The sequence below is a fragment of the Pseudomonas sp. 18058 genome (assembly GCF_902706155.1).
In the GTDB taxonomy this organism is placed as follows: Bacteria; Pseudomonadota; Gammaproteobacteria; order Pseudomonadales; family Pseudomonadaceae; genus Aquipseudomonas; species Aquipseudomonas rustica.
The window spans coordinates 52,109-74,362 of sequence record NZ_CACSJY010000011.1; the positions used below are offsets into that span (position 1 = coordinate 52,109).

The 22,254-nt window shown below is 60.2% G+C and carries 24 protein-coding genes; 11 read left to right on the forward strand and 13 right to left on the reverse strand.

The window, feature by feature from the left end:
- Positions 1–9: 9 nt before the first annotated feature.
- The 3 genes from GVL50_RS08335 to GVL50_RS08345 all read right to left on the reverse strand — a co-directional run bounded on the left by GVL50_RS08335 (position 10) and on the right by GVL50_RS08345 (position 3,291).
- Positions 10–963: a class I SAM-dependent methyltransferase gene (locus GVL50_RS08335; RefSeq protein WP_159812457.1), complete on the reverse strand. Its 954-nt coding sequence runs from the start codon at positions 961–963 to the stop codon at positions 10–12.
- Between the two features lie 11 nt (positions 964–974).
- The gene (locus GVL50_RS08340) at positions 975–2,351 is read right to left on the reverse strand and encodes an iron-containing redox enzyme family protein (RefSeq protein WP_159812458.1); all 1,377 of its coding nucleotides are present in this window, start codon (positions 2,349–2,351) and stop codon (positions 975–977) included.
- A 160-nt stretch (positions 2,352–2,511) separates the two neighbouring features.
- A complete protein-coding gene (locus tag GVL50_RS08345) occupies positions 2,512–3,291 on the reverse strand; it encodes a tellurite resistance TerB family protein (protein ID WP_159812459.1) in 780 nt (259 codons plus the stop codon).
- A gap of 259 nt (positions 3,292–3,550) precedes the next feature.
- On the opposite strand from GVL50_RS08345, the gene pcsA reads away from it, so the two are divergent.
- A complete protein-coding gene (gene pcsA, locus GVL50_RS08350) occupies positions 3,551–4,273 on the forward strand; it encodes a phosphatidylcholine synthase (protein ID WP_159812460.1) in 723 nt (240 codons plus the stop codon).
- A 117-nt stretch (positions 4,274–4,390) separates the two neighbouring features.
- Here the strand turns inward: pcsA and GVL50_RS08355 are convergent, their stop codons facing one another.
- A complete protein-coding gene (locus GVL50_RS08355; protein ID WP_159812461.1) occupies positions 4,391–5,203 on the reverse strand; it encodes a class I SAM-dependent methyltransferase in 813 nt (270 codons plus the stop codon).
- Between the two features lie 240 nt (positions 5,204–5,443).
- On the opposite strand from GVL50_RS08355, the gene GVL50_RS08360 reads away from it, so the two are divergent.
- The 3 genes from GVL50_RS08360 (at position 5,444) to GVL50_RS08370 (ending at position 8,104) form a co-directional block, all read left to right on the forward strand.
- Entirely contained in the window at positions 5,444–5,905 is a 462-nt protein-coding gene (locus GVL50_RS08360) for a GNAT family N-acetyltransferase (protein ID WP_159812462.1), read from the forward strand.
- Between the two features lie 249 nt (positions 5,906–6,154).
- Positions 6,155–7,201 (forward strand): class I SAM-dependent methyltransferase, encoded by a 1,047-nt coding sequence (locus GVL50_RS08365; protein WP_159812463.1) that lies wholly within the window; start codon positions 6,155–6,157, stop codon positions 7,199–7,201.
- Between the two features lie 60 nt (positions 7,202–7,261).
- Positions 7,262–8,104 (forward strand): NAD-dependent protein deacetylase, encoded by an 843-nt coding sequence (locus GVL50_RS08370; RefSeq protein ID WP_159812464.1) that lies wholly within the window; start codon positions 7,262–7,264, stop codon positions 8,102–8,104.
- Between the two features lie 118 nt (positions 8,105–8,222).
- Here the strand turns inward: GVL50_RS08370 and GVL50_RS08375 are convergent, their stop codons facing one another.
- Positions 8,223–9,119, reverse strand: coding sequence for a LysR family transcriptional regulator (locus GVL50_RS08375; RefSeq protein ID WP_159812465.1), 897 nt, complete (start codon positions 9,117–9,119; stop codon positions 8,223–8,225).
- Between the two features lie 266 nt (positions 9,120–9,385).
- Here GVL50_RS08375 and GVL50_RS08380 point away from each other — a divergent pair, with 266 nt between their 5' ends.
- From GVL50_RS08380 to GVL50_RS08390, 3 genes are read left to right on the forward strand one after another with little or no spacing between them, the layout of a single operon-like run.
- Positions 9,386–10,084, forward strand: coding sequence for a CoA transferase subunit A (locus tag GVL50_RS08380; RefSeq protein ID WP_053119263.1), 699 nt, complete (start codon positions 9,386–9,388; stop codon positions 10,082–10,084).
- Positions 10,085–10,108: 24 nt separating this feature from the next.
- Positions 10,109–10,774 (forward strand): CoA transferase subunit B, encoded by a 666-nt coding sequence (locus tag GVL50_RS08385; RefSeq protein WP_008082425.1) that lies wholly within the window; start codon positions 10,109–10,111, stop codon positions 10,772–10,774.
- 11 nt (positions 10,775–10,785) lie between these two features.
- Complete coding sequence (locus GVL50_RS08390; protein WP_159812466.1) at positions 10,786–11,967, forward strand: acetyl-CoA C-acetyltransferase; 1,182 nt, start codon at positions 10,786–10,788, stop codon at positions 11,965–11,967.
- Between the two features lie 226 nt (positions 11,968–12,193).
- Here the strand turns inward: GVL50_RS08390 and GVL50_RS08395 are convergent, their stop codons facing one another.
- Both GVL50_RS08395 and GVL50_RS08400 read right to left on the reverse strand, forming a co-directional pair.
- A complete protein-coding gene (locus GVL50_RS08395) occupies positions 12,194–13,513 on the reverse strand; it encodes an Nramp family divalent metal transporter (protein WP_159812467.1) in 1,320 nt (439 codons plus the stop codon).
- 103 nt (positions 13,514–13,616) lie between these two features.
- Positions 13,617–14,153, reverse strand: a complete 537-nt coding sequence (locus GVL50_RS08400; protein ID WP_159812468.1) for a chalcone isomerase family protein — start codon at positions 14,151–14,153, stop codon at positions 13,617–13,619.
- A gap of 147 nt (positions 14,154–14,300) precedes the next feature.
- On the opposite strand from GVL50_RS08400, the gene GVL50_RS08405 reads away from it, so the two are divergent.
- Positions 14,301–15,083, forward strand: coding sequence for a hypothetical protein (locus GVL50_RS08405; protein ID WP_159812469.1), 783 nt, complete (start codon positions 14,301–14,303; stop codon positions 15,081–15,083).
- Between the two features lie 202 nt (positions 15,084–15,285).
- Positions 15,286–15,849 carry a hypothetical protein gene (locus GVL50_RS08410; RefSeq protein ID WP_159812470.1) on the forward strand — a complete coding sequence of 188 codons (564 nt, stop codon included), beginning with the start codon at positions 15,286–15,288 and terminating at the stop codon, positions 15,847–15,849.
- On the opposite strand, the gene GVL50_RS08415 is transcribed toward GVL50_RS08410, so the two are convergent.
- The 3 genes from GVL50_RS08415 to GVL50_RS08425 form a co-directional block, all read right to left on the reverse strand.
- Entirely contained in the window at positions 15,839–16,555 is a 717-nt protein-coding gene (locus GVL50_RS08415; RefSeq protein WP_159812471.1) for an alpha/beta hydrolase, read from the reverse strand. The genes GVL50_RS08410 and GVL50_RS08415 overlap by 11 nt on opposite strands.
- A 182-nt stretch (positions 16,556–16,737) precedes the next feature.
- On the reverse strand, positions 16,738–17,850 hold the full coding sequence (locus tag GVL50_RS08420; RefSeq protein ID WP_159812472.1) for a succinylglutamate desuccinylase/aspartoacylase family protein: 1,113 nt from the start codon (positions 17,848–17,850) through the stop codon (positions 16,738–16,740).
- Positions 17,851–18,054: 204 nt separating this feature from the next.
- Positions 18,055–18,834 carry an ABC transporter substrate-binding protein gene (locus GVL50_RS08425; protein ID WP_053119245.1) on the reverse strand — a complete coding sequence of 260 codons (780 nt, stop codon included), beginning with the start codon at positions 18,832–18,834 and terminating at the stop codon, positions 18,055–18,057.
- 28 nt (positions 18,835–18,862) lie between these two features.
- On the opposite strand from GVL50_RS08425, the gene GVL50_RS08430 reads away from it, so the two are divergent.
- Entirely contained in the window at positions 18,863–19,165 is a 303-nt protein-coding gene (locus tag GVL50_RS08430; protein WP_159812473.1) for a hypothetical protein, read from the forward strand.
- 1 nt (position 19,166) lies between these two features.
- Here GVL50_RS08430 and GVL50_RS08435 read toward each other — a convergent pair whose 3' ends face one another.
- Positions 19,167–19,595: a rhodanese-like domain-containing protein gene (locus GVL50_RS08435; protein WP_159812474.1), complete on the reverse strand. Its 429-nt coding sequence runs from the start codon at positions 19,593–19,595 to the stop codon at positions 19,167–19,169.
- 101 nt (positions 19,596–19,696) lie between these two features.
- On the opposite strand from GVL50_RS08435, the gene ftrA reads away from it, so the two are divergent.
- The gene (ftrA, locus tag GVL50_RS08440) at positions 19,697–20,671 is read left to right on the forward strand and encodes a transcriptional regulator FtrA (protein ID WP_159812475.1); all 975 of its coding nucleotides are present in this window, start codon (positions 19,697–19,699) and stop codon (positions 20,669–20,671) included.
- A 110-nt stretch (positions 20,672–20,781) separates the two neighbouring features.
- Here the strand turns inward: ftrA and cobF are convergent, their stop codons facing one another.
- Positions 20,782–21,537, reverse strand: coding sequence for a precorrin-6A synthase (deacetylating) (cobF, locus tag GVL50_RS08445; protein ID WP_159812476.1), 756 nt, complete (start codon positions 21,535–21,537; stop codon positions 20,782–20,784).
- Positions 21,537–22,106, reverse strand: a complete 570-nt coding sequence (locus GVL50_RS08450) for a phosphoglycerate mutase family protein (protein WP_159812477.1) — start codon at positions 22,104–22,106, stop codon at positions 21,537–21,539. Before GVL50_RS08450 ends, cobF begins: the two co-directional genes overlap by 1 nt.
- Between the last annotated feature and the right edge of the window lie 148 nt (positions 22,107–22,254).

Sequence of the window (22,254 nt, forward strand, 5' to 3'; positions counted from 1 at the left end):
TGCCTGATTTCAGCCCATTCGGGTGACGGTCAACGCCACCACGGCGATCCGGTCGACCCGTTGATATCCAGGGTTCAGCAGCTCTTCGCCGAAGACATCCGGATCGATTTCACGGTACGTCCAGGCGAAGCGTTTTTCATCGAGTCGCGGCAGCACCGTGTCGAGGAATGGATCACGGCCATCGACCATCGCCACGCCGGTATAGAGCAGCAGCGAACCACCGGGAGCCAGCCGATTTAGCGCTTGCTCGACGATGCGCAGCGAGAGCCCCGCGCCGAGTGTTCCGCCACCGTGGCGATAGGCGCGCTCCGCCGGATCCGCCATGTACGGCGGGTTGGCGACGATCAGATCGAACTCGCCGTCGACGCCTTGCAACAGATCACTGGGGTGAACTTCAACGTTGGCGACTTCCGCCAGCGCCGCGTTAATTGCGGTCAGGCGCAGCGCGGCGGGGTTGATATCCAGCGCCAGGACTTGCGCCTCGCGACGGGCTCGGGCGATCACGATCGCACCGACGCCCGCGCCACAACCGATGTCGACCGCGCGGTGGATCGGAGCGAAGTTCTGTTGCAGATGAGCGTGGATCATCTGGGCGAAACGGTAGGTGTCGGGGCCGAAGAACACCGAGTCCGCCGCGTCGGTCGGGAACGCCGAATGCACGAACAACAGATCGTCCAGGCTCGACCAGCGCACGCGACTTTTCAGTTGGCCTTCGTAGGTGTCGATGACTTGCGCCTCCTGTAACTGGCGCTGTTCGTCGGCGGACAACAATCCGGGTTCGAACGGCCGCGACCAGCCAAACACATCACGCAGGCTGTCAGCCATTTGCCCTTCGTCGCGCTGATTGACGCGCTGATGCGTCAGCGGCGTCGGGGTGATGAAACGGTAGCCATCGGCCTGAAGGCGCCGGCCCAGTTGCAGCAGCGCCAGATCATGGCTGCTGAATTGTTCTTCCTGACTCATTGAAAATTTCCTTACGGCTGGCGTGATTTGAGTTCGATGAATCGTCGGGTGGCGAGCAACCCGGCCGGGTGTGCATGGCGATCCGGCGCGAGCCACGGAATCAGCGTCGCGATTTGCGTGAGACCGTCCTGACCTTGCAACGCCACGTTCAGTTGCTGCACATCGGGATCCTGCTCGGGCACCGCGATCGATGCCGCCGTTTGAGGCCGACGCCGAGCGACTTTCGGCTTTTCCGAAGATTTCCAATCGCCGGCAATCCAGTCATGCACCAGTTGTTTTTCATAGGCGTTGAACACGCCGAACATCGCCGCACCATCGCCCGCGATCAGTTGCCAAAAGCGGCTGTTCTGCGGGTCTTCGTTGCGTTTGATCCAGCCTTTGTCCTGCAGCGCTTGCATGAAGCCGGGCAGTTGCTCAGGCGTCGACAGCCATTGATTGACGGTCTGGCCTTCAAAGCGGCAGTAGTCGGAATGCATGTGCTGGCCGAACGGCCGCTTGCGCTCAAGCATCGCCAACAATTCACGCTCAAGGTCGAAGCCTTCGATGATCGCGCGACTGCCCTGCCCCAGATCATTAAGGCGATAACCGAGCGATACACGACGCAGAAAATCGGCGCGATCCGCCTCCAGTGGCAACAAATCGAGCACCGCCTGCACGGCTTTTTGCGCATGGCCGGTGCTGGCGTTGTCGATGGTCACGTGCAAAGTGAAATAGTAGGGATCGATGCCCAGCTCGCTGAGTTCGTAACTAGAGATCAGCAGGTGCAATGGCAGCTGCTCGTAACCGAGGTTGTAGCCGATCACTTCTGGCAAGCAATCGGCACCGGCGATGCCAAGCGCCAGTTGCAACGCGCCTTGCAGATAGTGTTCATCGGCGATTGCGGCGCTGTCCTGCAAGTCGTGTTCGGCAAGGAGTTTGCGGTAGATCACCACATGGTTTTGCGCGGGGTTGCCGTCGCCGAGTTCTTCCAGATAGGTGGTGAGCAAACCGGCGAAACGCGGATCCTGCCACTGCGCCAGCAAGCCATACAACCACGCGCCGTCGACCAGTTTGGTCGGCGCCACTGCTTGCAGAAAGTACAGCGCCTGCGCCTTGCAGGTGAAAAATTGCCGAGCCCCGCCGGCTTTACGTTGTTGCAGATATTCGGCGTATTGCTGCGCGACATCGGTGCAATGTTCGGCCACCCAGGCGTGCCACGTCGTCGGGTCTTGCGGCAGGGTATCCGGGAGTTGCCCGGCGTTTTGCAGTTGCTCGTGCAGGAATGACTGCGCCAACGCCTGAGGATTTTCATCCTTGAGCAACGCGTCATAAATGCAGCGGATATTCCCGGCAGGATTAATCGCCTGCGGCTGGGCAGGCGTGGATTGCAGGCGTGTCAGGACAGTCATGGCAGTTTTCTCGGTCAATTGGCAGGACGCTGTTCACGCGCCTCTACAGCAGCAGAGGCGTCGCGCCTGTGAAAAATTCAATCGACGTGAAAATTGCCCGGACGGACGGCCCGGTCAGCCTAGATAGAAAGCTTCCCGGGGCCGCGATTTTTGACTGTGGTTACGCCTGCCCTTTGGCCTGCTGCTCCAGATGCACCTGCAAATCCGGATCGATCTGCAACGCTGCTGCCAGTTCATCCAGATAGCTGCGTTCGGCATCCTGCTGGTCATCCACCAGCAACACGCTGGACAGATACATTTCGGCGGCGATGGCGGGGTCGCCGTTCGCCGACTGCGCAACTTCACTGGCGTCCAGCGGTTTGGCGACTTCGGCGTCGAGCCATTGCTGCAATTGCGGATCGTCGGTGTGCTTGCCGATTTCTGTGCTGATCAGGTGTTTTTCCGATTCATCGATACGGCCGTCTGCCTTGGCCGCTGCGATCAAGGCGCGCAGCACCGCGTGGCTGTGTTCTTCGACGTCCGGGCCGGCGAGCAGGTTGGCCATTTGTGGAATCTGTTGTGGCGCCGCGCTGGCCTGGCTGCGTTGCCAGGCTTGATACGCCTGGTACGCCATCATCCCCAGCGACGCCAGTGCCGCGTAATTGGTGCCGCCGCCGGAACGACTTTGCGTGCCGCCACCGCCGCCCAGCGCGCCACCCAAGGCGCCGCCCAACCCACCACCGCCAGCCGAACCGCCGCCGAGCAATCCACCGAGCAAACCGCCCAGTCCGCCTAGACCGCCGGCAGACCCGCCGCCGCTGGCCGCGCCCGAGCCGCCACCAAGCAGACCACCCAGCAAGCCCCCGAGCCCGCCCAGACCGCCACCGGCCGAGGCGTTACTTTGTTGTCCCGCCGAGGCCTGGCCTCGCAACAGTTGTTCGAGTAAATCAGTGGTGTTCATGGCGTCATCCTCAGACATTGGCAGTGACTGCGTCTGGCAACTCTAGACCCCTGCGGCCATAGCGCCAGCACCGTTTGGCCGACACTCAAGGCCCCGGCGGGTTTGCCCGGGAATTTTTCCATCGGCCAGCTAAGATTCAAGGGTGGTGAACCTTATCCCGGCCAGACCGGTCGATAGCTGCAACCCCGACCCGGTTTGCCGGCGCCCTTGCCACTCAAGGGTGATACCCGGCTTGCTTCACTTTCTGGAGAACGCCCCCGTGATATCGACCGTACACATCGCCAGGCTCAAAGCATGGGGCGCCCATGGTTTTACCGCGACCGGCGTGGTCACTGCTTTCCTTGCCACCCTCGCCCTGCTGGAAAACCAGCCGACCCATTGCCTGATGTGGCTGGGCGTGGCGCTGATCGTCGACGGCCTCGACGGCGCCCTCGCGCGCAAGGTCAATGTGCAATCGGTGCTGCCGAGTTTCGACGGCTCGATCCTCGATCTGGTGATCGATTACCTGACCTACGTATTTATTCCGGCGCTGTTCATCTATCGCTACATTCCGCTGCCGGATTACACCCTGCTGCTGACCGTGTCGCTGATTCTCGTGTCATCGCTGTTCTGCTTCTGCAACGTCAATATGAAGAGCAAAGACAACTACTTTGTCGGGTTTCCGGCGGCGTGGAATGTGGTGGCGCTGTGTTTGTACATCATCGGCCCGGGGCCTTGGATCACGTTTTTGACGGTGATCGGGCTGGCGCTGTTGACGGTGACTCGGATGAAGTTTTTGCATCCGTTCCGCGTGCGCCGGTTTATGCCGATCAACATTGCGGTGACGGCGATCTGGCTGCTGTGCAGCTTGTCGCTGGTGCTCAATCACCCGGTGATCAACCCGTTGGTGATGGGGTTGTGGTTGCTGATGTCGGCTTACTTTCTGGGGATCTGCATCTGGCGCACGGCGCTGGAATGGTTTGATCGGACGCATCAGAAGTAGGCCCACCACAATCTCATTGTAGGAGTGAGCCTGCTCGCGATAGCGGTCTGTCAGCCGATACATGTTTCATAGACAGACCGCTATCGCGAGCAGGCTCACTCCTACAGGGGATCTCCACTAGCGTTTGCTGATCACCACCTCCAGATACTCACTCGGCACCACCAGCGAACCCTCTCCTGCTCGATTCAAGCGATTGAGCAAATCCGCCAGATCACTTTCCAGTGCCTGCCCACTCTCTGGCGGTAGCGCGGCGAACGCTTTGTGCACCGGCCCGTACCAATGGCGGAAGATATCGATAAAGTGCGCCGCCGAGCGATAGCGGAAATTGAACTCGCGGCGTGTTACCTGCACGACAAAATCATGATCATCGAAATGCTCATGCAGCCACGCTTCCGTGCCCCAGTTCGACGGTGGCTGGGCGATCGCCGGGGGCGGCAGATGCCGGCCGAGGGTTTTGAACATCTGGCCGACGAAACCTTCCGGCGTCCAGTTGGCCAGGCCGATCCGTCCACCTCGGCGACAGACCCGACCCAGCTCAGCGGCCGCTTTGTCCTGATCCGGCGCAAACATCACGCCGAACGTCGACAGCACTGCGTCGTAACTCTCATCTTCGAACGGCAGATCCTCAGCGTCAGCGACTTGGAAGGTCACGTCGAGATGTTCGGCGCGCGCCCGATCCTGTCCACGTTCCAGCAGCGCTGCGACGTAATCGGTGGACGTCACCAATGCGCCACGTCGCGCCGCTGCCAGCGTGGCATTACCGTTGCCGGCAGCGACGTCCAGCACCTCTTCATCGCAACGCAGATCACAGGCTTCGGCGAGGTTTTCACCGACGATTTGCAGGGTGGTGCCGATCACGGCGTAATCGCCACTGGCCCAGGCGACCTTCTGGCGTTCTTTCAAGACAGTCAGATCAATCGGTGCAGTCATGAATTCGAGCTCCGCTGCGTTCTTGTTATGGACATGGGTAACCGGGCCGGCAGTGACCCCGCTCAATCACTATCGCGCCGCGTCTGCCTGGCGTCCCGGCCAATCGTCCGGCAACCCGTCAAAACCGCTGCTTTGCCGATGAATGGTGGAAATCTGTAAAGCCGCTGCAACAGCCTCGGGATTGCCAGCGGCGGTGGATTGGTTTTTGATGCACGACCGCCTCTGGAACGGACTCGACCGATGTCACTGCAAATCGATTGGCTCGCACATCACATGCAACACAGCGACCGCTATGCCGAATGGATTCATCAGCAATTTCACTACGAATATGCGCATCAGCCCTTGGCCGATTGGCAGCGTGAATTTGCTCAAGGGCAAAGCAACGGTGAATGGTCGTGCCTGATTGCTCTGGACGGCGAACGTCTGATCGGCGGCGCAGCGTTGGCCCGCGATGATCTGGCCCATCGGCCGAATCTCGGCCCGTGGCTGGCCTGCGTGTTCGTCAGCCCCGAGGCGCGCGGGCAAGGCTTGGCGGAGCGTTTGATTGACGGGATTTGTCAGGAGGCGAAGGACTGCGGGTTTGCGCGCTTGTACCTGCACACGCAATCCAAGCAGGACTACTACGCCAAACGCGGCTGGCAAGTGATGGAACGCTTCCGCGCGTGGGACAGTGAACACGCGCTGATGGCCCGCGACCTCTAAAACACACCCCTTCCCCTGTAGGAGCTGACGAGTGAAACGAGGCTGCGATCTTTTGATCTTAAAAATCAGCATCAAAATCAAAAGATCGCAGCCTCGTTTCACTCGACAGCTCCTACACTCATTTATACCCAGTCGAGGGGGCCGCAGGGCGCAGCGAACGCCCTGCCCGAATCCCCGACCACCGCCCGGTGGCGCATGCCTCGACCGTCAACGCCGCCGGACTGTGATCCTGTTTCAGGAGCACACACAATGGACGAGGCCCGACTCAACGACTTCATGGGCAAACTGGTCAACGACATGGGCGGCGCGGCGATGCTGGCCAATGTCATCGTCGGCGAAGAGCTCGGGCTGTACCGGGCGATGGCCGACAGCCAACCAATCAGCCCCGAAGCCCTCGCCGCAAAAACCACCTGCAACCCGCGTCTGGTGCGCGAATGGCTCAGCGCCCACGCGGCGTCCGGCTACATGGAGCACCTCGACGGCCAATTCCGCTTGCCGGAAGAACAGGCACTGGCGCTGGCCGTAGAAGATTCGCCGGTATACGTCGCCGGCGGACTGGGCGTGGTGGCGTCGTTTTTCCACGACAAAGACAAACTGGTCAAAGCCATGCGCGGCAACGGCGCCCTGCCGTGGGGCGATCACCATCCGTGCATGTTCACCGGCACCGAACGTTTCTTTCGTCCCGGCTATAAAGGTCACTTGATTGCCGAGTGGCTGCCGGCGCTGGACGGCGTGGTCGCCAAACTGGAGGTCGGCGCTAAAGTCGCTGATGTCGGCTGCGGTCACGGCGCCTCGACGGTGATCATGGCGCAGGCGTTTCCCAATTCGCGTTTCGTCGGTTTCGACTACCACGCGCCGTCGATCACCGTCGCCACTCAGCGCGCTGAAGAAGGTGGCGTCAGCAGTCGGGCGACGTTTTTTCAGGGCACCGCGAAAAGTTATCCGGGCGATGACTATGACCTGATCTGCTATTTCGACTGCCTGCACGACATGGGCGACCCGGTCGGTGCTGCGCGGCATGCCTACGATTCGTTGAAGGATGACGGCACGGTGCTGCTGGTCGAGCCGTTCGCCAACGATACGCTGGACGACAACATCAACCCGGTCGGGCGGTTGTTTTACGCGGCGTCGACGTTTATTTGCACGCCGAATTCGTTGTCGCAGGAGGTGGGTTTGGGTCTCGGTGCGCAGGCTGGGGAATTGCGTTTGCGCAAAGTATTTACCGAGGCAGGATTCAAGCATTTTCGCCGCGCCACACAAACACCGTTCAACCTGATACTGGAGGCGCGTAAATAACCCGGCCAGAAAAGTCAGTGCTAACCTGCATGTCATCCTCCAGCCTTCGGAGCGCTTGCCATGCTCGACAGCCCGATCCGCGAACACCTCGACACGCTGCAACAGGCGATGGCCGATGGCGATTTTCTGGTACTGACCGGCGCCGGCATCAGCACGCCTTCGGGCATCCCCGATTACCGCGACAGCGACGGCGTGCGCCGGGGTCGGCAGCCGATGATGTATCAGGAATTCCTCGCCGCCCCGGAGTCACGCCGCCGCTACTGGGCGCGGGCGATGCTGGGTTGGCCGCGAGTGCGTCAGGCGCGGCCTAATCCCGCGCATGAGGCCTTGGCCACGCTGCAGAGCCACGGTCGAATCAGCGGACTGATCACGCAAAACGTCGACACCCTGCACGATCAGGCCGGCAGTCACGATGTCATCGAACTGCACGGCAGCCTGCACCGAGTGTTGTGTCTGGATTGCGCCCAGCGCAGCGAACGCGATGCCATTCAGCAGGTGATGGAAGCGCAGAACCCGTACCTGGCGGGCGTCGATGCGGTACAGGCACCCGATGGCGATACCCTGCTCGACCCGGCGTTTGAAGCCCGCTTTCAATCGCCGCGCTGCCCGCATTGCGACAGCGAACGGCTGAAACCGGATGTGGTGTTTTTCGGCGAAAACGTCGCGGCACATACGGCGGCACGGGCGATGGCCGCAGCGGAAAGTGCTGCGGGTTTGTTGGTGGTGGGGTCGTCGTTGATGGCGTATTCAGCGTTTCGCTTGTGCCGGGTGATCGCGGATCGGGGTAAACCGTTGATTGCGATTAACCTGGGCAAGACGCGAGCGGATGATTTGCTCGATCTGAAAATCGAAGCGTCTTGCGAACAGGTTTTGCCCCTGCTGACGCAACACCTCACTCCCTGAGCATACCTATCCCCTGTAGGAGTGAGCCTGCTCGCGATAGCGGTGTGTCAGGCACCCTAGATGCTGACTGTTAAACAGCAATCGCGAGCAGGCTCACTCCTACAGGGAGTTGGGGCGATCAGGGAGACAGGCGCGCCGCGAGGTTTTCCTGTTGGAGAATATCGAACAACGCCTGCGCCGCCGCCGAGCGCTCGTTCCCCGGCTCTGTCAGCACACCAATCGCCCGCTCCACTGAATCAATCAACGTCAGGCAATGCGCACCCAGTTCCTGCATCTGCTCGGCACACAACGCCGGCACCGCGCTCACCCCCAACCCACTGGCGACCATGCGGCCCACCGTCGCCAGTTGATGACTCTCAAACTCCACCGGCAATTTCATACCGCGCGCCTGCAAGTGTTCTTCAAGCATCACCCGCACCGTCGACGGCCGTTGCAAGGTAATGAATGGCTCCTGCAACAACGTTTGCCAATCGATCTCGCTAAGCCGGGCCAGCGGCGAATCCTTCGGCACCACGGCGACGAAGCGATCCATATACAGCGGCGTGAACGTCATCGAAGTGTTCTGCATCGGCTCGAACGCTACACCCAATTCCACCTGACGATCACGCACCATCTCCAGCACTTGCTCGTTGATCACATCGTTGACCGTGACGTTGACGTTCGGATAGCGCGCACGAAACGTCTTGAGGATCGGCGGCAGCAAGTTGCCGGCAAACGACGGCATCGCCGCCAGCGTCACGCGCCCGCGTTGCAGGCTGAAGCGCTGGCGCATTTCGTCTTCGGCGTTGTCCCAGTCGGCGATCAGCCGTCGCGCCAGTGGCAGCAGCGATTCACCCTCCGGGGTCAGCGCGACGTTGCGTGTGTTGCGGCTGAACAGGCGCCCGCCCAAACCTTCTTCCAAGGCCTTGATGGTCAGGCTCAACGCCGATTGCGACAGGTGCAGCCGCTCACAGGCCACGGCGAAACTGAGGCTTTGCGCCACGGCGAGAAAAGCGCGGATCTGTTTGATGGTCATAATAAAGCCTCTGAGCATGAAGCCCGATGCATGATCGTTCCCTCGCTTCGCGTGGGAATGCAGCCCGTGACGCTCTGCGTCACTGGACGCGGAGCGTCCATGGAGGCGCTACCACGCGGAGCGTGGGAACGATCAGCCATAACGTGGTGATTATTGAGCTTTATCAATCAATCAACCTTAAAAATCAACTTAACAAATATATTCCCCAGCGCGACACTCCAACCATTCGGCTAGCCAGCCGCCCGCAAATAATAAAAGAGGTGCACATGGCAGGTTTCGACAAGCGCGTGAGTTCTTACGAGGAAGCCCTGGCCGGGCTTGAGGACGGCATGACCGTCATCGCCGGCGGCTTTGGTCTGTGCGGCATTCCGGAAAACCTGATCGCCGAGATCAAACGCAAGGGCACCCGCGACCTCACCGTCGTTTCCAATAACTGCGGCGTCGACGGTTTCGGCCTCGGCGTGCTGCTCACCGATCGCCAGATCAGCAAAGTGATCGCCTCCTACGTCGGCGAAAACAAGCTGTTCGAAGAGCAACTGCTCAAAGGCGAAATCGAAGTCATCCTGACCCCGCAAGGCACCCTCGCTGAAAAAATGCGCGCGGGCGGCGCCGGCATTCCGGCTTTCTTCACCGCCACCGGCGTCGGCACTCCCGTTGCCGATGGCAAGGAAGTGCGTGAATTCAAGGGTCGCAAGTACCTGATGGAAGAGTCCATTACCGGCGACTTCGCCATCGTCAAAGGCTGGAAAGCCGACCATTTCGGTAACGTCGTTTACCGTCACACCGCGCAGAACTTCAACCCGCTAGCCGCGACCGCCGGCAAGATCACTGTGGTCGAAGTCGAAGAAATCGTCGAACCCGGCGAGCTGGATCCGACGCAGATTCACACCCCGGGCATCTACGTCGATCGGGTCATTTGCGGCACGTTCGAAAAACGCATCGAACAGCGCACCATCCGCAAATAATTCAGGCTGACGGAGAATAAAAACATGGCACTTTCCCGCGAACAAATGGCTCAGCGCGTCGCCCGCGAAATGCAGGACGGCTTCTACGTGAACCTCGGTATCGGCATTCCGACCCTGGTCGCCAACTACATTCCCGAAGGCATGGAAGTTATGCTGCAATCGGAAAACGGCCTGCTCGGCATGGGCCCGTTTCCGACTGAAGAAACCATCGACGCCGACATGATCAACGCCGGCAAGCAGACCGTAACCGCCCGCATCGGCGCGTCGATTTTCAACTCCGCCGAATCCTTTGCGATGATCCGCGGTGGCCACGTCGACCTGACCGTGCTTGGCGCGTTCGAAGTCGACGTTGAAGGCAACATCGCTTCGTGGATGATCCCCGGCAAACTGGTCAAGGGCATGGGCGGCGCGATGGATCTGGTGGCCGGAGCCGACAACATCATCGTGATCATGACCCACGCGTCGAAAGATGGTGAGTCCAAGCTGCTGTCCAAATGCAGCTTGCCGCTGACTGGTGCCGGTTGCATCAAGCGTGTGCTGACCGACCTCGCCTATCTGGAAATCGAAAATGGCGCTTTTGTCCTCAAGGAACGCGCACCTGGCGTCAGCGTCGAGGAAATCGTCGCCAAAACCGCTGGTAAACTGATCGTCCCGGATCACGTACCGGAAATGCAGTTCGCTGCCGAGTGAGGAATTCGAAGATGCAAGACGTCGTCATTGTTGCCGCCACGCGTACCGCGATCGGCAGTTTCCAGGGTGCCCTGGCCAGCGTTTCTGCGGTGGATCTGGGCGCTGCGGTGATCCGCCAGTTGCTCGAACAAACCGGTCTGGACGGTGCACAGGTTGATGAAGTGATCATGGGCCAGGTGTTGACCGCCGGCGCAGGTCAAAACCCGGCGCGTCAGTCGGCGATCAAGGCTGGTCTGCCACACGCAGTACCGGCGCTGACCCTGAACAAAGTCTGCGGTTCGGGCCTCAAAGCCCTGCACCTCGGCGCGCAAGCAATCCGTTGCGGCGACGCGGACGTGATCATCGCCGGCGGCCAGGAAAACATGAGCCTGTCCAACTATGTAATGCCGGGCGCCCGCACCGGTCTGCGCATGGGCCACGCGCAAATCGTCGACACCATGATCAGCGATGGTCTGTGGGATGCGTTCAACGATTACCACATGGGCATCACTGCCGAGAACCTCGTCGACAAATACGAAATCAGCCGCGAGCAGCAAGACGCCTTTGCTGCCGCGTCCCAGCAGAAAGCTGCCGCCGCCATTGAGGCCGGTCGCTTTGTCGAGGAAATCACGCCGATCCTGATTCCACAGCGCAAAGGCGATCCGCTGGCGTTCAAGGTCGACGAGCAGCCACGCGGCGACACCACCGCTGAATCGCTGGCGAAACTGCGTCCGGCGTTCAAAAAGGACGGCAGTGTCACCGCTGGCAACGCTTCGTCGCTGAACGACGGTGCTGCCGCTGTGATCCTGATGAGCGCGGAAAAAGCCAAAGCCCTCGGTTTGCCGGTGCTGGCGAAAATCGCCGCTTACGCCAACGCCGGCGTTGACCCGGCGATCATGGGCATCGGCCCGGTATCGGCGACTCGCCGCTGCCTGGACAAGGCTGGCTGGAACATCGACCAGCTCGACCTGATCGAGGCCAACGAAGCGTTCGCTGCACAATCGCTGGCGGTGGCCAAGGATCTGCAATGGGATCTGAGCAAGGTCAACGTCAACGGCGGCGCCATTGCGCTGGGCCACCCGATCGGTGCATCGGGCTGCCGTGTGCTGGTGACGCTGCTGCATGAAATGATCAAGCGTGATGCGAAAAAGGGTCTGGCGACCTTGTGCATTGGCGGTGGTCAGGGCGTGGCATTGGCGCTGGAACGCGCGTAAGCAAGAGTTCAACGGCAGGCGGCGGATCCACGACATCCGTTGGTTGCTGGCAACAAAAACCCGGTGCAGCGTTGGTTGCACCGGGTCTTTTTTTGTCTGTTCGAAATCTGCTCTGAATGTTACGGCCCCTTCGCGAGCAAGCTCGGCTCCTACAGGATCGGGTTCACACATCCAATGTAGGAGCAAGGCTTGCCCGCGATGAGGCCAGCCCAAACACTACAAAAATTCAGCCAGCCAACTGCAGGATCAACCAGGCATTTGCCCCACTGATCACCACAAACAATCCCCACGCCAACACCCGCGTCGGCCACCGATTCACAAACGGCCCCATCAGCTGTTTGTCATTGGTCATGCGAATCAGCGGATACAGCGCAAACGGCAGCTGCAAACTCAGCACCACCTGACTCATCACCAGCAGTTTCCCCACCGCGTTATCGCCCATCAGCCATACGCCGATAAACGCCGGAATCAGCGCCAGCCCGCGCGTGATCAAACGCCGCTGCCAGCACGGAATCCGCAGATTGAGATAACCCTCCATGATCACCTGGCCGGCGATGGTGCCGGTGAAGGTTGAACTCTGCCCCGAAGCGAGCAACGCCACGCCGAACAGCACGCTGGCCAGCGCGCCACCGACCAGCGGATCAAGCAAGTGATAAGCGTCCTGAATGTCGACCACGTCGGTATGCCCCGACTGATGAAACGCCGCTGCCGCGAGAATCAGAATCGCCGCGTTGACCAGCAGCGCCAGCGCCAGCGAGCCGATGGTGTCGATGCGCGCCAGTTTCACCGCGTCCTGTTTGCTCGCCAGATCCTTGCCGATCATCCGCGTCTGCACGATCGAAGTGTGCAGGTAGAGGTTATGCGGCATCACTGTCGCGCCGAGTATGCCGATCGCCAGGTACAGCGGCGCTGCATCACTGATCGCCGACAGCGACGGTTTGAAGCCTTGGAAAACGTCAGGCCAGTACGGTTTGATCAGCACCAGTTCAACGAAGAAACACACGCCGATAGTGGCGACCAGCACCAACATGATCGCTTCCAGTCGGCGAAATCCACGGTTCTGCAGGGCCAGCACCAGCAGCGTGTCGAACGCGGTCAGGGCGATGCCGAAGGTCAGCGAACAACCGAGCAACAGGTGAAACGCCAGTGCGCATCCGAGCACTTCGGCGAGGTCGGTGGCGATGATAGAAATCTCCGCCAATATCCACTGCAAGCGTGCGGTCGGCGTGCTGTAGCGTTCGCGGGACAATTGCGCCAGATCGCGGCCGGTGGCGATGCCGAGGCGCGAACACAGGCATTGCACCACCATGCCCGCCAGACTCGCCAGCAACACCACGAACAACAGGCTGTAGCCGAAGCGCGAACCGGCTTCGATGGCCGTCGCCCAGTTGCCCGGATCCATGTAGCCGATCGACACCAATAGACCGGGGCCGGCGAAACGCAGTACGCGTTTGAAGAAGGGGGCGTTGGGGTCGACCGCGACACTGCCGGCCACTTCCGGCGGGCAAAACGGCGCGGTGGCGATTTTGGGCAAACTGAATTTCACGCACACATCCAGAAACAAGTCGGAAAGACGCAGCTTAGACGTTCACGTTGAAGATCAAAAGATCGCACCTGTAGGAGCTGCCGCAGGCTGCGATCTTTTGATCTTATCGGCTCACGCCCAACAACTGCTCGCGCAATTCGGGACTACGCGTGCGCGGATCCAGCCAGATATCGAAAAACGCCCGGGCGAACTGCGGATCATCGATCTCATGCTGCAACTGTTGCCCGACAAAAAACCGCGCGCCCTGCCCCGGCAAGTACACACCGGTGATCCGCGTGCCGGCCTGCACATCGACGAAGGATTGCTGCATCTGAATCTGCCAACCGGCCAGTTGCGCCGGGCTGACACGGGGGCCGGCCAGGCGTTTGATTTCGTCGACACTGGCTTTGACCAAGTCATCCCGAGAGATGGTGCGGCGGTAGATCAGCTCCAGCGCGAAGGGTTGACCTTCCGCCAGCGGTCGCGCGGCACTCCACAATCGCGCGTTGTAGACATCGAAACCGAACACACTGAAATCACCGGTGCCGATGATTTGCGCACCGGGCACGGCGTCCTGCCAATTGGCCCAGGTCGGCGTGAGCAACAAGGCCCACAAGCCTATGCCGCAGCATCCACGTAACACCTTCGGTGTCCTGTTCATCGCGGCATCGACTCCGGCAAGCCCTGATAACCAGAGCATAGTCGGCTATCCGCTCAAGCACTTTGTATACAATTTTTGTACAACGATGCAGCAATCCGCGTTCGTCGATGCTAACGTGAGCGTCTCTCACTCGACGGAGCCACCTGCGTGCTGATCCTCAAACTGCTGCTGATTCCCGGTTTTCTCTTGCTGATTTCTTTGGCGGGCAAGCGCTGGGGGCCGAGCGTGGCCGGGTGGCTGTCGGGGTTGCCGGTGGTGGTCGGGCCGATTCTGTTTTTCCTCGCCATCGAACAGGGGCCGCAATTTGCCGCACATTCGGCGGTGGCGGCGTTGTCGGCAATGTTCGCGATGATCGCTTTCTGCATTACCTATGCGCAGGTCGCGCAACGGGCGAACTGGCCATGGGCGCTGGCGATATCGATGACGGTCTGGGCTGTGTTGGCGTTGGTGCTGTCGCTGATTCCACCGTCGCTGCCGTTTTCGGTGGTGGCGGCGGCGGTTGCCCTGCTCGCCTCGCCTTATTTGTTTCCTGACGCGCAGCCTGTGCTGAACGGTACGGCACCGAAGTCAGACAAGTTGATCTGGCGGATGATTGCTGGCGCGGCGTTGACGCTGGTGGTGACGATGCTTGCCAGCACCGTCGGTGAACGCTGGAGCGGTTTGCTCGCGGTGTTCCCGGTGCTTGGCAGTGTGATGGCGGTGTTTTCCCAGCAGACGCGCGGGCCGGCGTTTACAGCGGCATTGCTGCGCGCGACGGCAACGGGGATGTATTCGTTTTCGGCGTTTTGTCTGGTGTCGGCGCTGACGTTGCCGAGCATGGGCTTGAGTGGGTTTGCGGTGGGTGTGGCGGTTTCAGTGGCGATGTTGGGGGTGACCCGTAAATTGCTCGCAAAACCCGTTTCGACAAAACAACCCCAGACACAACGCTGACTGTGGCGAGGGAGCTTGCTCCCGCTGGCGTGCGCAGCGCGCCCATCTTTTTTACGACTGCTACGCAGCCGAGCGGGAGCAAGCTCCCTCGCCACAGGTGCATTGCCATCTCAAAACCATGTTCAGACGAGCCGGGCTGGAGTGCCTGGCCTCTGCATGGGATGATCGCCCGCCTAAGCGCGACCATCCCTTGGAGATTCGAATGTCACTGTTGAGCAAAAAAGCCGTTGTCCTTTTATTCGCGGCAGTCGCCGGCCTCGGCGCCATCAACGCTCAAGCGGCCAAGGCCAAAGAAACCGCCAGCGCTGAGAAAGTCTCGATGCTCGACGGCAAGTTCACCTTCGTCCTGCCCAAAGGCTTCGTGGCCGACCCGTTGCCGACCAGCCCGACGGGCGCCAAGGGCACGATGTACACCAACCAGACGACGAAAACCGTGGTCATCGCCGCCGAAAACCTGATTCCCGAAGGCAACAACGTCAAGGACAACGACAGCGCGTTCCTCGACGGCACCGTGTCGGACTTCATCGACGCTCAGCGTAAGGCACTGCCGGACTTCAACAAGCTCAGCGAGAAAAGTCTGACGCAGAAAGGCACCGGCCTCGGCCTGCGTCAGGTCGACAGCACCGCCACTCAAGGCGGCGGCCAGACCCTCAACACCACGTTGATGGCCGGCTCCGGCACGCACATGGCGCTGGTTCAGGTGATTTCCCGGGTCAGCGACAAGGCCGGCCACGACAAACTGATCAAGACCATCCTCAAGGATTGAGCTGCTGCAACCAGCCGTTCAGATCCCGCAGTTCGGCCGCACTGATGCTGTGGCCAACGCCGGGATAGGCATGGAATTGCGGTTTGTAGTCGAGCTTCTCCAGCATGGAATTGGCTTCGGTGCCGTCGTGGTACGGCACGCGATCATCGGCAGTACCGTGGCCGATGAAGATGCTCAGCGGCAGCGGTTGTTGTTCGGCCTTCAGCTCGGTTTTCAACACCGGCAACAAGCGCCCGCTCAACGCGGCGATACCGCCAACAGCTGCCGGCGGTCGCAAGCCCACTTCGTAAGTCATCATCGCGCCCTGACTGAAACCGATCAGGTACACCTTGTCCGGGGTGGTGTGATATTTCTTCGCCGCTTGCTCGACAAAATCCCGCAGTTTCTGGCCGCTGACCTTCAGATCATCGGTCTCGCCGTTGTAGGCACCTTCGCCTTTCTTGCGAAACCATTGATAACGTCCTTCGCCCAACGACAACGGAGCCTGCACTGACAGGTAGTTGTACTGCGCTGGCAATTGGAACTTCATGCCGATCAAATCGGCTTCGTTACTGCCGTAACCGTGCAGGAAAATCACCAGCGGACGCGGCTCAGCGTCAGCGTGAACCTGTTCGATGTACTTGAGCTGCAGATCGGATTGCAGCGTGGTTTGAGCCTGAACGGCGGTGGACGCCAGCAGGGTCAACAGAGCAAACGCCTTCAACATAGAGCCTTCCTTCACAGAGTGTCGGGTTCGGGGGGGAGCCTAACATTCCTCGGTGAGGGATCGAAATTCAGTGGTGTTGTTGATGGCGCCTTCGCGGGCAAGCCTTGCTCCTACAAGTTCGGCGTAGGTCTTGTGGGAGCAAGGCTTGCCCGCGAAGAGGCCGGAAAATTCCGCGAAAATTTTCAGTCGTTAGTCAATTTCCCGGTACGAAACGCTACCCGCCCCGCCACTTTCGCCTGCCAGATCCCAGGCTCCGTATAACGCCCGCGATCAATCGCAAACAACACGCCACTGGTGCCGGCGCGCACGGTGGTCACGCGATCCTGCAACGGATCCACCACCTCAAACAGCGCATCGCCCTTCTCCACCCATTCACCCGCATTGCGCAGGAAACTCACCACCCCGTGATGCGGCGCGAACAGATATTCAGTGCCTTCAAACGGCAAGCCTTCGCAGCACTCGCTCGGTGCGGCCGGCCATTCGCCGCTGATGAAACCCTGCTCGGCAAGGAAACCCAGAATCGCCTCGCAATTGGCTTGGGCCTGATCGACGCGGGTGTCGCCCATGCTACCCAGCTCCAGCGTGGTCGCGAGGTTCGCAGCGGGAATCGCCGCATCCGGGAAGGCCCGCGCCAAACGCAACCACGGCGTCGAACAGGATTCGTCAAACGAACTGCCGCCCGAGTCCTCACACAACAACGCCACGCCCGCCTTCAACCGTGCGGCCAGCGATTGCCACTGCGGCCAGTGTTGCGGCAATGCATAAAGGTGAATCGCCGCGTCGAAATCGCAGTGCAGATCGAGGGTGATATCCGCATCGCAAGCATGACGCAGCAGCAAGCGATGCATCGCTTCCAGTTGCGAAGCCGGGGCTGGCAGCTCATCGAACACCTGAAGCATCGTCTGACGGATCAGCGCGATGTTGGCCTCGGCATCGGCGCCCAGACGCTCGCCGATCAATGCCGCGACCGGCGCGCTCAGTTCAACGAACGCGCGGTTGAAATTCTTGCCGCTGCCCAGTTCGAAGCGGCCCATGTGCGCACCTTGCAGGTGCTGGTCGAGCCCGATCGGGTTGGCCACCGGCACCAGTTCGATCACGCCTTGCAGTCGACCTTCTTGCTCAAGTTGGTTGAGACGTTGCTTGAGTTCCCACGCGGTGCGCATGCCCGGCAGTTCATCGGCGTGCAGGCTGGCCTGGATGTACACCTTGCGGGTGCCGGCGCCGTAGCGAAACACGCTGAGGGAGCGCTCGCTGCCCAAGTGGCTCCAGGGCAGAACATGGTCGATGCGTTGCATGGGTAACTCCTGAATATTTGAACGGCGAAAATCCCCTGTGGGAGCGGGCTTGCTCGCGAAGGCGGTGTATCAGACAACAGTGATGCTGAATGTTAAACCGCTTTCGCGAGCAAGCCCGCTCCCACAGGGGTCTTGCACAGCAAAAAGAACGCGCAAAAAAAGTGGCCACCGCGCAAAACGGGGCCACTTTTTTCTTACGGCGTATTAATGACCGTACACATCAAAGTCGAAGTACTTGTCCTGGACTTTCTTGTACTCGCCATTGGCGCGGATTTCGGTGATGGCTTTGTTGAATTGCTCAGCCAGGGCGGTATCGCCCTTGCGCACGGCAATGCCAGCGCCGCCGCCGAAGTACTTGGCGTCTTCGTAGGTCGGGCCAACGAATTCAAAACCTTTGCCGGCGTCGGTTTTCAGGAAACCGTCGCTGAGGTTGACCGAGTCGGCCAGCATCGCGTCAAGACGACCAGAGACGATGTCGAGGTTGGCTTCCTGCTGCGAGCCGTAACGCACCAGGTCGATCCCGGCTGGCACCAGCACTTCAGTGGCGTAACGGTCATGGGTGCTGGCACGCAGCACGCCGACTTTCTTGCCTTTGAGTTCAGTCAGCGGATCCTTGACGCCGGAGCCTTCCTTCATCACGAAGCGGGCCGGGGTGTGGTAGTACTTGATGGTGAAATCGACGTTCTTCTTGCGGTCGTCGGTGATGGTCATCGACGACAGAATCGCGTCAATCTTCTTCACTTTCAGCGCCGGGATCAGGCCATCGAACTCTTGCTCAACCCACGTACATTTGACTTTCATCTGCGCGCACAGCGCATCGCCGATGTCCACGTCGAAACCGGTGAGTTTGCCGTCAGGGGTTTTCATCGAGAATGGCGGGTAACCGGCTTCGATACCGATGCGGATCGGTTTGGCGTCTTCGGCCACAGCGGTCAGGGACAACATCGACAGTGCCAGGGCACCGAACATCACTAGCTTCTTCATTTATAACTCCTGTGTGCGGAGGCTTTTATTGGCAGCTTTCGATTCAGCGTTCGGTCATGGCCATTTAGCAGCAAAAACCGAAGAGGCCGGCAGTCTATGGCGGCGCGCACAGGGTAAATTGTGTTTAAGCGACAAATACTTACAGAAGATCGGCGAGTCGATTGACCGAGGTCAAAGACTGCGCCGTCGTGGTGCGGAGGCTGTAGGACAAGTCTTTTTTCGGAGCAGAAATCTCACAAATCCCCGTGTAGGAGCTGCCGCAGGCTGCGATCTTTTGATCTGGGATCAAGATCAAAAGATCGCAGCCTTCGGCAGCTCCTACACTGGATGATTTAGCAGGCGCAGTTGATGGGGGTGTTGGCGGGGTGCGCCACGCTGAGTGCAAACCCTTCATCCAGCCAACCCGTCACGCCGCCGATCATTTCCTTGACCGGGTAGCCCAACGCCGCCAGTTTCACCGCGGCCTTATTGGCGCCGTTGCAATGCGGGCCGGCGCAATACACCACAAACAATGCGTTGCTCGGGTAGCCCGCCAAACCCTGAGGCGTCAGCAGCCGTCTCGGAATGTTGATCGCGCCCGGCACATGCCCGCGCTCAAAGGCCAGCGGCCCGCGCACATCGACCAGCACGAAATCGATCTCCCCCGCCTCCTGGCTGCTGAACACGTCGGAACAATCGGTTTCGAAGGTCAGACGGTTGCTGAAATGCATCAAGGCAATCGCCGACGGTGCGGCAGGAATGTCGCGAACCAGGCTGGTCATGGGTGTTGCTCCTACGTCTGATGGGGTGTGAACAGACTTTATCGAGCCGGCGCAAATCGCTACAGTGGCGCACAAGACACTCACCGGGAATTTTCCGCCAAATGCCTACTTCACCAGGACTGGTCGCGATTCTGGCCTACGACGGCCTCTGTACCTTCGAGTTCGGCATCGCCGTGGAGATTTTCGGACTAGCGCGGCCGGAGTTCGATTTCCCGTGGTACGAACACGCGATTGCCGCCGTCGATCAAGGCCCGATGCGTGCAATGGGCGGGATTCAAGTGCTGGCCGATGGTGGCCTGGAACTGCTCGCCGAGGCGCGCACCATCATCATTCCCGGTTGGCGCGACCGCAATGCAGCGGTGCCGCCGGCCCTGATCGAGGCGTTGCGTCAGGCTCACGCACGCGGTGCGCGACTGCTGTCGATCTGTTCTGGCGTGTTTGTGCTGGCGGCCACTGGCTTGCTCGACGGCCACGGCGCCACCACGCATTGGCGCTACACCACGGAACTGGCGCAGCGCTTTCCGGCGATCGACGTCGACCCGGACGTGCTTTACGTCGACTCCGGCCAGTTGATCACTTCGGCCGGCAGTGCAGCGGGAATCGATGCCTGCCTGCATCTGGTGGCGCGGGACTTTGGCACTCAGGTCGCCAATTCGGTGGCAAGAAGACTGGTGATGTCGCCGCAGCGCACCGGCGGTCAGGCGCAATTCATTCCAACGCCGGTCAGCGCAACGCCGCGCAATGATTTGTCACGGGTGATGCAATGGGCGCGCGAGCGTTTGCATGAGCCGCTGGAAGTGCGTGATCTGGCCAGCGAAGCGGCGATGAGTGAGCGCACGTTTCTGCGGCGTTTTACCGAGGCCAGTGGGCAGTCGCCGAAGGCATGGTTGCAGCATGAACGGGTGGCGCGGGCGCGGGAGTTGCTTGAGAGTACGCCGCACAATACCGATCAGATTGCGTTGCGTTGCGGGTATCGCTCGGTGGAGAGCTTTCGGGTGGCGTTTCGCAGCGTGGTCGGGGTGCCGCCGTCGGTGTATCGGGAGCGGTTTGGGCGTGGGGTCAATGCCAGTTCTTGAGGTGTTTTTGAATATGCCTTCGCGGGCAAGCCTTGCTCCTACAAGGGATCGCGGTGATCCTTGTAGGAGCAAGGCTTGCTCGCGAAGAGGCCCGCCCGACCAGCGAAGACCTAAGGCTTGCGCAACAAATAGGTATCCATAATCCACCCATGCTCAGCCCGCGCCGCCTTGCGCACGCGCTCTATCTCGTCAGCCACTTCCCCCAACTTGCCGCTGATCAAAATCTCATCCGGCGTGCCCAGATAAGCGCCCCAGTAAATCTGCGTCTGCGGATCCGCCACATGATGGTAGGAATCTTCCGCATCAAGCATCACCACCAGACTGTCCGTGTCACTCACCTTCCCCGCCGCCAAACGCCGGCCGGTGGTGATTTCGATGGAGCGCCCGATGGTGTTCAACGGCACCTTGTGCTGCGCCGCCAGTGCCTGAACGCTGGTGATCCCCGGAATCACCTCAAACTCGAACTCACAGCGGCCCTCGGCCAGAATCGATTGCAGAATACGCACGGTGCTGTCGTACAACGCCGGGTCGCCCCAGACGAGGAAACCGCCACATTGGCCGTCGGATAATTCTTCGTTGATCATCCGCTCGAAGGTCTGCTGCTTGGCCTGGTTCAAATCCACCACTGCCGAGGTGTAATCGACGTCGCCGCGCTCGCGTTCCGGGCAATGCGCTTCGGCGAAGCGGTAGTCGGGATCGGTGATATAGCGATCGCAGATCTCCCGGCGCAGGTCGATCAGCTTGTCCTTGCTCTGGCCCTTGTCCATCAGGAAGAACACGTCGACCCGATTCAGCGCTTTCACCGCTTGCATGGTGATGTAGTCGGGATTGCCGGCGCCGATGCCGATGACCAATAGTTGTTTCATCAAAATCTTTCCTCAAGGTCGATACCCGGCAAACGCAAACGCCAGATACCGTTAAATCGTAATTCGACCGCCGCCAGCGGTTCGACGTCTATCGCGTTGAAGGCTGCGCCCTGCACCACCTGCATCAGCGCCGCGCGCACGATGTAGGGGTGAGTCACCGCGACGATATGGCCAGGCGTCGCTTTCAATTCGTCCAGCCATTTCGCCACGCGCTCAGAGACCTTAACCACCGATTCGCCGCCATGCGGTGCGGCACTCGGGTCTGCCAGCCAGGTTTGCAGCGCTTCGCCTTCCTTATGTTGCAGATCCTTGATCGACTGCCCGTGCCAGCGACCCCAATCGCAATCGCGCAGTGCCTCGTCGATCTGCGCGTTTGCGCCAAACCACGCAGCGGTCTGTTGTGTACGCAATTCCGGGCCACACAGCACACGGGACGTCGTGGCATATCTATCAGCCAGCAAGTCGGACGCCGCCAGCGGATTTTCAACAGGCTCGTTTGTAGGAAAACACGCTAATTTCTGTGCGACGGTTCGAGCATGGCAAATCAGAGTCAACCGGGTGGTTTGCACAGGGGATCACTCACTCGAAGGGTCTGAAATGGACTAATGCAATCTTCGCGGGCGGCAATTGTGCCGTAAACAGGGGCTTAGCGGGCAACTCGCTGTTCAGGCGGTGACGATCCGCGTCAGCAAATATCGGTAATGTCTGACACAACAA

Coding starts and splice junctions, on each gene's coding strand:
- GVL50_RS08335 (WP_159812457.1), bottom strand. CDS start 963: ATGAGTCAGGAAGAACAATTCAGCAGCCATGATCTGGCGCTGCTGCAA.
- GVL50_RS08340 (WP_159812458.1), bottom strand. CDS start 2,351: ATGACTGTCCTGACACGCCTGCAATCCACGCCTGCCCAGCCGCAGGCG.
- GVL50_RS08345 (WP_159812459.1), bottom strand. CDS start 3,291: ATGAACACCACTGATTTACTCGAACAACTGTTGCGAGGCCAGGCCTCG.
- GVL50_RS08355 (WP_159812461.1), bottom strand. CDS start 5,203: ATGACTGCACCGATTGATCTGACTGTCTTGAAAGAACGCCAGAAGGTC.
- GVL50_RS08360 (WP_159812462.1), top strand. CDS start 5,444: ATGTCACTGCAAATCGATTGGCTCGCACATCACATGCAACACAGCGAC.
- GVL50_RS08365 (WP_159812463.1), top strand. CDS start 6,155: ATGGACGAGGCCCGACTCAACGACTTCATGGGCAAACTGGTCAACGAC.
- GVL50_RS08370 (WP_159812464.1), top strand. CDS start 7,262: ATGCTCGACAGCCCGATCCGCGAACACCTCGACACGCTGCAACAGGCG.
- GVL50_RS08375 (WP_159812465.1), bottom strand. CDS start 9,119: ATGACCATCAAACAGATCCGCGCTTTTCTCGCCGTGGCGCAAAGCCTC.
- GVL50_RS08380 (WP_053119263.1), top strand. CDS start 9,386: ATGGCAGGTTTCGACAAGCGCGTGAGTTCTTACGAGGAAGCCCTGGCC.
- GVL50_RS08385 (WP_008082425.1), top strand. CDS start 10,109: ATGGCACTTTCCCGCGAACAAATGGCTCAGCGCGTCGCCCGCGAAATG.
- GVL50_RS08390 (WP_159812466.1), top strand. CDS start 10,786: ATGCAAGACGTCGTCATTGTTGCCGCCACGCGTACCGCGATCGGCAGT.
- GVL50_RS08400 (WP_159812468.1), bottom strand. CDS start 14,153: ATGAACAGGACACCGAAGGTGTTACGTGGATGCTGCGGCATAGGCTTG.
- GVL50_RS08410 (WP_159812470.1), top strand. CDS start 15,286: ATGTCACTGTTGAGCAAAAAAGCCGTTGTCCTTTTATTCGCGGCAGTC.
- GVL50_RS08415 (WP_159812471.1), bottom strand. CDS start 16,555: ATGTTGAAGGCGTTTGCTCTGTTGACCCTGCTGGCGTCCACCGCCGTT.
- GVL50_RS08420 (WP_159812472.1), bottom strand. CDS start 17,850: ATGCAACGCATCGACCATGTTCTGCCCTGGAGCCACTTGGGCAGCGAG.
- GVL50_RS08425 (WP_053119245.1), bottom strand. CDS start 18,834: ATGAAGAAGCTAGTGATGTTCGGTGCCCTGGCACTGTCGATGTTGTCC.
- GVL50_RS08435 (WP_159812474.1), bottom strand. CDS start 19,595: ATGACCAGCCTGGTTCGCGACATTCCTGCCGCACCGTCGGCGATTGCC.
- ftrA (WP_159812475.1), top strand. CDS start 19,697: ATGCCTACTTCACCAGGACTGGTCGCGATTCTGGCCTACGACGGCCTC.
- cobF (WP_159812476.1), bottom strand. CDS start 21,537: ATGAAACAACTATTGGTCATCGGCATCGGCGCCGGCAATCCCGACTAC.